Source organism: Pelatocladus sp. (genome assembly GCF_059505505.1).
On sequence record NZ_JCACKS010000107.1, the window covers coordinates 1 to 7,959 of the forward strand.

Annotated in this window: 6 protein-coding genes; 2 read left to right on the forward strand and 4 right to left on the reverse strand. The window is 38.3% G+C overall.

The genetic code is table 11. The annotated features are described in order from the left end of the window. Positions 1-210: 210 nt before the first annotated feature. Both AC5JMK_RS10205 and AC5JMK_RS10210 read right to left on the reverse strand, forming a co-directional pair. A complete protein-coding gene (locus AC5JMK_RS10205; RefSeq protein ID WP_096675873.1) occupies positions 211-1,377 on the reverse strand; it encodes a pyridoxal phosphate-dependent aminotransferase in 1,167 nt (388 codons plus the stop codon). Positions 1,378-1,519: 142 nt separating this feature from the next. Beyond that, positions 1,520-2,602, reverse strand: coding sequence for a class I fructose-bisphosphate aldolase (locus AC5JMK_RS10210; RefSeq protein ID WP_096675872.1), 1,083 nt, complete (start codon positions 2,600-2,602; stop codon positions 1,520-1,522). A gap of 246 nt (positions 2,603-2,848) precedes the next feature. Here AC5JMK_RS10210 and AC5JMK_RS10215 point away from each other — a divergent pair, with 246 nt between their 5' ends. After that, entirely contained in the window at positions 2,849-4,213 is a 1,365-nt protein-coding gene (locus tag AC5JMK_RS10215) for an AAA-like domain-containing protein (protein WP_495910006.1), read from the forward strand. A 27-nt stretch (positions 4,214-4,240) separates the two neighbouring features. On the opposite strand, the gene AC5JMK_RS10220 is transcribed toward AC5JMK_RS10215, so the two are convergent. Together AC5JMK_RS10220 and AC5JMK_RS10225 are read right to left on the reverse strand one after the other, a co-directional pair. Continuing rightward, positions 4,241-4,573, reverse strand: a complete 333-nt coding sequence (locus AC5JMK_RS10220; protein WP_096675870.1) for a hypothetical protein — start codon at positions 4,571-4,573, stop codon at positions 4,241-4,243. A gap of 96 nt (positions 4,574-4,669) precedes the next feature. Then, a complete protein-coding gene (locus tag AC5JMK_RS10225) occupies positions 4,670-5,050 on the reverse strand; it encodes a hypothetical protein (protein ID WP_495910007.1) in 381 nt (126 codons plus the stop codon). 484 nt (positions 5,051-5,534) lie between these two features. Here AC5JMK_RS10225 and AC5JMK_RS10230 point away from each other — a divergent pair, with 484 nt between their 5' ends. Further along, complete coding sequence (locus AC5JMK_RS10230) at positions 5,535-7,928, forward strand: AAA-like domain-containing protein (protein WP_495910008.1); 2,394 nt, start codon at positions 5,535-5,537, stop codon at positions 7,926-7,928. The last annotated feature ends 31 nt before the right edge of the window (positions 7,929-7,959 follow it).

Consider the following 7,959-nt stretch of genomic DNA (forward strand, 5'->3'; position numbering starts at 1 on the left):
ATCACCATGTAATCTCTTGCGCTACATTTTGAAGTGCGGAATGTGGGTTACAACTGTAGACGATCCTGACTTTGATGCCAAAATTAAAGCAGAAATTTTGCAACAGATGCAAGCAGCTGATGACAATGGTGAACCAGCTGTCTAAAGAGTTATCAAAAAGACAAGATTCCCGACTACTCTAAGAAATGGGGAATCTTGTCTTGTTTTTCTTCAAATCCGCGATTTGACAAACTTCTCCAACCTATCCATCCCCTTTTCAATTGTGGTCATATCTGTAGCGTAGGAGAGACGAATATTGTTATCTGCACCAAAAGCAATCCCCGGAATGACTGCTACTTGTTGTTCATCTAGTAAAGCGTCAGAAAATTGCAGAGATTTTAATCCGGTTTTGCTGATATCAGGAAATAGATAAAACGCGCCGTCTGGTTGGGAACAAGTTAATCCAGGAATGGCGTTGAGTCGTTTTAACATAACTTGGCGGCGTTTAGCAAAAGCTTGGCGCATTTGTTCCACACAGTCTTGGGAACCTTCCAAAGCTGCGATCGCACCATACTGAGCAAAAGTACATATATTTGAAGTACTATGACTTTGAATTGTACTTGTAGCTTTAATAATATCTATTGGCCCTGCCAAATAACCAACCCGCCATCCCGTCATCGAGTAACCTTTGGCAAAACCATTACTAACAATTGTACGAGCAAATATTTCTTCTCCCAGTGAACCAATAGACAAATGTGTTGCACCGTCATAGAGAATTTTTTCGTAAATCTCGTCAGAAACAACAAAGATATCTGCTGCAACTACTACTTCCGCCAAGGCTTTGATTTCCTCCGGCGTGTACACCATACCTGTAGGATTAGATGGTGAGTTGAGGATAAATAACTTAGTCTTGGGAGTGATAGACTTGCGTAATTGTTCAGGAGTAATTTTATATCCTGTACTGGCATCTGTAGGAACAATTACAGATACACCACCCGCCAAAGTCACCATTTCCGGGTAGCTTAACCAGTAAGGAGCAGGGATTATAACCTCATCACCTGATTCAATCGCTGCTAGCATTAAATTAAACAGAGAATGCTTACCGCCATTAGTGACGATGACATTTTCGGCTTTATAATCAAGACCATGATCATTTTTCAGCTTGCGGGCGATCGCTTCTCTTAACTTTGGTTCCCCAGCAGCAGGCCCATACTTAGTTTTACCTTCGTCTAAAGCTTTTTGAGCAGCAGCTTTAATATGTGCTGGGGTATCAAAATCCGGTTCACCAGTACTAAAACTACAAACATCTATACCTTCGCCCTTCATTGCTTTTGCTTTCGCTGCGATCGCTAAAGTTATAGAAGGCGTTACTTGACTTACTCTTTCTGCCAGCTTCATCGTCATTCAGCCAATTCTCACCTCTTCCAGAATATCCCAGAAGTAGGGATCGGGGAACGGGGATCGGGGACAAGGGAGACAAGGGAGAATTGGTTACTTATAATTAGTCTCCCCACACCTCCCACACTCCCCACACTCTAATTCAAGCGATCGCCACTTCTTTGGATAGATAAACATCTTGAATGGCGTGGAATAATTGCACACCTTCATCGAAGGGACGCTGGAATGTTTTGCGTCCAGAAATTAAGCCTGTACCGCCAGCACGTTTGTTAATGACTGCGGTGCGGATTGCTTCTGCAAAGTCATTTTTACCAGATGCGCCACCAGAATTGATTAAACCAGCGCGTCCGCAATAACAATTTAAGAGTTGGTAACGAGTCAAATCAATGGGGTGATCTGTTGTCAAGTCTGTGTAAACCCGTTTGTCGGTTTTACCGTAACTCTTACCTGTTGCTTGGGCTACTGCTGTGTAACCATTGTTATTTTCTGGTAGCTTTTGTTTAATGATGTCAGCTTCTATGGTTACGCCTAAGTGATTGGCTTGTCCTGTCAAGTCAGCAGCAAGGTGATAATCTTGATCTTGTTTAAATGCGTTATTACGCAAATAGCACCACAGAATTGTCACCATTCCCAATTCATGGGCGCGTTTAAAAGCTTGGCTGACTTCTTGAATTTGTCTGGTAGAGTTTTCGGAACCAAAGTAAATTGTTGCACCCACTGCTACAGCACCTAAATTCCACGCTTGTTCGACGGAAGCGAACATAATCTGGTCAAATTGATTGGGATAAGTTAGGAGTTCGTTGTGGTTGAGTTTGACAATGAAGGGGATTTTATGAGCATATTTGCGTGAAACTGCACCCAACACTCCTAAAGTTGTAGCTACAGCATTACAACCAGCAGCGATCGCCAGTCTGACAATATTTTCTGGATCGAAGTAAATCGGGTTGGGTGCAAATGATGCGCCTGCTGAGTGTTCAATCCCTTGGTCTACTGGCAAGATAGAAAGATAGCCAGTATGGGCAAGTCTACCACTAGAGTACAGTGTTTGCAGATTACGCAAAACTTGGGGATTGCGATCGCTATTTAGCCAGACTCGATCTACAAAGTCAGGGCCTGGTAAATGCAATAAATCTTTGGAAAGTTTAGCTTTATAAGTCAGTAAGTCTTGGGCTTCATCACCTAGAAGAGATTCAATGGAATCGGGCGTTGCTAGCGTTGTAGTCATAGCCTTTCCTGCAATAATTTAAACATTGTTGCGAGTCTTTGGCAACATTTATACTATGATGATGCTAACAAAGCTTTGTCATATCGACTTTTAGATACATAAAAAATCAAGATTGTTTAATTTAACCTTTTGTTTAATATTTATCTTTGTCTAAATTTAAAATCATAAATTTTGTTTGATCCAATCAATTCAGGAATACTCCAGTTCTAATTTGTATCTATAGAGTATGGCCATAAAACTCATCAAGTGGCGGATAATTTTCGCGACTCACATTTTGATATGGATGCAGAATTAGAATTTCCTTGGTTACAAGCAAAAGAAGCTGCCGATCAAGCTGTATTTCAACATACAGGTAAACACCTGAGCGACATTGAAATTAAAGTACTTCAGTCAGCCTGGGATTGTAAAACCTATGATGATATGGCAGCAATTTATGGCTATAGTGCTGAGTATCTCAATAAAGATGTTGGCAATAAATTATGGCATAAGCTTTCTGAAGTATTAGGAGAAAAAGTTACTAAAAAAAATTTCCAAGCAGCGCTAAAAAGAACATGGGAAAAACAACAATATAAATCTTCTCTTTTTCAAATTAATAGACTCCCATTTCCCGAAGGTTCAATCCCACCAAAATCTCCTCTTTATGTACAACGTAATAGTATTGAGATCATTTGTTATGAAACTATTGTAAAACCTGGTTCTCTCATTCGTATTAAAGCTCCAAAGTTGATGGGTAAAACTTCTTTGATAAATACAATTTTAGACCACGTAAATCAATATAATTATCACACAATCTATTTAGACTTGAGTAGTGTTAATCATGAAATATTAATTAACTTAGATAAATTACTGCGTTGGCTATGTTGCATGGTCGGCAAGAAATTAAACTTAGAAAATAAATTACCTGATTATTGGGACACAGATATTTTAGGTAGTAATGATAATTGTACAGCATATTTTGAAGAATATTTATTGACGGAAATTGATTCTCCTTTAGTATTGTCATTGGATAATCTCGATAAGATTTTTTCCTATACAGAAGTCATAGAAGACTTTTTGGGAATGCTGCGAAGTTGGCATGAAAAAGGAAAAATTTTAGAAATATGGCAAAAATTGCGGCTAGTAATAGCACATTCTACCGAAGTTTATATTCCTTTAGATATTAATCAATCTCCTTTTAACGCCGGAGTTCCTATAGAATTGCTGGAATTTGATCACAAGCAAATTCGTGATTTAGCTTGCCTACATAATTTGAAATGGGATAATACTCAGGTGGAAACATTAGTAAGTATGATTGGCGGACATCCTTATTTAGTGCGTTTAGCAATGTATGAGGTGAGTTCCGGAAATGTCACTTTAGAACAGTTGTTGCAAGAGTCCACTACAGAAGCAGGAATTTATAGTAATCACTTACGAGGATATTTACAATTGCTGCAAGAAGTTCCGGAACTAGCTCAGGCTTTTAAGATGGTTGTAATTTCACCTGAGCCAGTGGAATTAGATTCGATGCAAATTTATAAGTTACACAGCATGGGGTTGGTACGCAGACAAGATAATTATGTCATGCCTCGGTGTGATTTGTATCGAGAGTATTTTCAGCGAGTTTTGGCTTAAAACTACTATCTAGCCGATACTGACTAATTATTCACCAGGTTTATAGACATCTCCACCATTTGGACCACAACCATAACAAACATATGTTTTTGTGGAACAAGTGTTGTCATCAATACCATCGAGAGGATCTTGTCCTGTACAAACCCAGATACAATTAGGGTTAGTTCCTGGACACGAGCTAGGTGGTTTCTTACTAGGTTGTTTACCGTTAGTGAAACTTCCGTTTGTGGGAGTGGAAGTTGGTTGAGGATTAATCAGAACCTGAGCAGTTGCAGCAGTAGAAATAGCACCAACTAGTAATACACCAAAAATCACGGGACGAGCAATAAGATTGGTGGTGAGTTTAGAAATTATTTTCATCTCAAACCTCCTGAGAATAAGTGATGAATAAGTTTTTATATGTGCATTGAGTTACACAGAGAATCGAAATGCTAGCTTTGCATTAACCAAATTAATTTAAAGTTTGACAATGCAGCCACTCCAACCTAAACTTTGACGCATATTCATGGCATTTTCAAATATCCCGCCTCCAGATCCAGTAACTTTTCTATTTCCTTGAATACAAGAAAGCTGACCTGTATTTTGACCACTTTTATAGTATCCCCATGCTGCTCTATCCACACTTTTACCAGCATTCAAAAGTTTAGTAAAAACTTCAAAACAAGCTTTTTCGATAGAACTTGAACCCCATCTCATCCAACTTACTCCGTCATCGGAAGCTGATGTGCAATAGGGTTTTTGAGCAGATTGTCCAAATGCTTTGGTTGTATTTACAGCTTGTGATAAAGTTAGGCAACCAAGGAGTAAAGTTGTGGATACAAGTAGTTTTGTTTTCATATTGAGTACCTCTTGAGTAGGAAGTAATTTGGGTATTAACAACCAACTCATTTATCTGATGTTCAAATCATGAAATTTATTTAGGAAAATACCAATAGGTAAAAATCAGGTATTTTTAAGGAGTATCCTAATTTTTTCAAAATATCGTAAAGCAAAGGGTTTAATACCAATTCTCTGTAAAGCTGCACATTATTTTAACCCCTCCCAACCTCCCCTTACCAAGGGGAGGTTGGGAGGGGTTCTTTCTATGCATCTTCATATGGAAATGGTTTAAACCCTTTGCTAATAGCGCAAGTCGTCTTCAGACGACTTCATAAAATCAAACAGCGATTGAAATCGCAGGTGTTTTTTGAACTATTTTTATGAACAAAAAGTCAGTATAGTAATATTGAAAATAGGAAAAAATCAGATTGTTGATTACAAGCTCACTTATTTCTGTTAACAAGTAATTAGTATACTTAGAATAGGCTTGGCACTAGCAGTCATGACAGAATCAGCATCAGACAATGAATATCATGTGGGAGGAAGTCTCCCTGTTGATGCGTTAAGTTACGTAACGCGACAAGCTGATTCTGAGTTTTACCAAAGTTTAAGAGCAGGCGAGTTTTGTTATATACTCAATTCCCGACAAATGGGTAAATCTAGCTTGCGTGTACGGACAATGCAAAGATTGCAAGCAGAAGGATTTATTTGTGCATTTATTGACTTAACGGGGATTGGTAAAGAAGATGTCACAGCAGAAAAGTGGTACGCCGGAATTGTTCAATCTTTAGTGAGTAGTTGTCATTTAAGTAAAAAAATTAATTGGCGGAATTGGTGGCGAGAAAGAAAAGATTTGCTTTCGCCTGTACAGCGTTTTAATTTATTTATTGAAGAAGTTTTATTAGTTGAAATTCCGCAAAAAGTTTTTATTTTTGTAGATGAGATTGATCGAGTTCTGAGTCAAAGTTTTTGTCTAGATGATTTTTTTACTTTGATTCGACTTTTTTATAACAAACGGGTTGATAATTCGGCGTATCAACGTTTGACTTTTGCTCTGTTGGGTGTGGCGACTCCTAGTGATTTGATTACTGATAAAACGCAAACTCCTTTTAATATTGGTAAGGCAATTGAATTACATGGATTTGAATTTTATGAAGCTCTACCATTAGCAAAAGGGTTAGAAGATAAAGTTAAAAATCCCCAATTAGTTCTTCAAGAAATATTAAATTGGACTGGGGGACAGCCATTTTTAACGCAGAAAATTTGTAAGTTGATAGCGGAAGAAGTGGGGAGATGTGGAGATCGGGGAGACGAGGGGGACAAGGGGGACGAGGAAGAAGTTTTGTTTTCATACTTTGATATATGTGGTTTATCTCCCTCACTTTTTGTAGAATGTTTGGTGCGTCAGCGTATTATTGAAAATTGGGAAGCACAAGACGAACCAGAGCATTTAAAGACTATACGCGATCGCCTGCTGAGAAACGAACAAAAAGCTGGACGATTACTAGGAATCTATCAAGAAATTTTACAATCCACACTAAGCAATGACGAGGGTATACTTGCTGACGGTAGTTCTGAACAAACGGAGTTAAGATTATCTGGTTTAGTAGTTCAGCAGCAGGGAAAATTAAAAATATATAATAGTATTTATCAGCAAGTCTTTAATCAAAACTGGGTAAAAAAACAACTAGAAAAGCTGCGTCCCTATTCTCAAAACTTTAATGTCTGGGTTAGCTCTAATTTTCAAGATGAATCCCGATTGTTGCGGGGTCAAGCTTTACAAGATGCACTTGTATGGGCAAATAATCAAAGCTTAAGTACTCTCGATTATCGTTTCTTAGCTGCTAGTCAAGATTTAGAAAAACGAGAATTTCAAAATGATTTAGCAGTTAAAAAAGAAGAAGGTTTGATATTAGCTAAAGCAAACAATACTTTAACTCAAGCTCAACGCCAAGCCAAGCTAATAATTAGTATAGGTTCTATGATTTTAGCTGTTTCCATAATTACAGCAATAGCAGCAGGCGCACAATTAGGGATAGCAAGGCGAAAACAAGCAGAAGCTAATGTATTATTAACAAGTATTTACTCGCAAAAAGCTTTTGATACAAGTCCATTCCAAGCATTACTAGAAGCATTGAAAGCAGGACACAAATTACAAGACTTGGAAAAGTTTTTTCCTGTGAAATCGGAAACACATCAACAAGTGATGTATGCATTACGACAGTCTGTTTATAGTATTAGAGAATGGAATCGTCTGGATGGACATCAAGATAGAGTCACAGGTGTTAGTTTTAGTCCTGATGGCCAAATTCTCGCCTCAGCTAGTGCAGATCATACCGTCAAGTTATGGAATCCTAAAAATGGTATTTTGCTGGCGACATTAAAAGCTCATACTGACAATGTTTTGAGCCTGAGTTTTAGTCCCGATGGTAAGATTTTGGCTTCTACTGGCGATGATGGTACAGTCAAGCTGTGGAATGTGAAGTTTCGTTATTTAATCAAAACATTTAAAGGTCATCGCGATCGCCTGACAAGTGTAAGTTTTAGCCTCGATGGTACAATGCTTGTCTGTGGCGCTTCCGATGGTACTGTTGGGTTGTTAAATGTTGATGATGGCAAAATCATTAAAATTATTCTAGCTCATAGTGAACCTGTACTTAGTACCAGTTTCAGTCCTGATGGAAAATTGGTCGCTTCTGCAAGTTCTGACCGTACTCTCAAATTGTGGAATGTTTCTGATGGTAGCTTAGTCAAAACACTCACAGGTCATCGCAATCAGTTAGCTAACCTCAGCTTTAGTCCAGATGGCAAGATAGTTGCTACTGCTAGTTTTGACCACACCATTAAACTCTGGAATGTTGCCGATGGTTCCTTATTGACGTACTCCCTGGACTAAAGCCGCAGGGATTCTCAAATGATGTTACGAG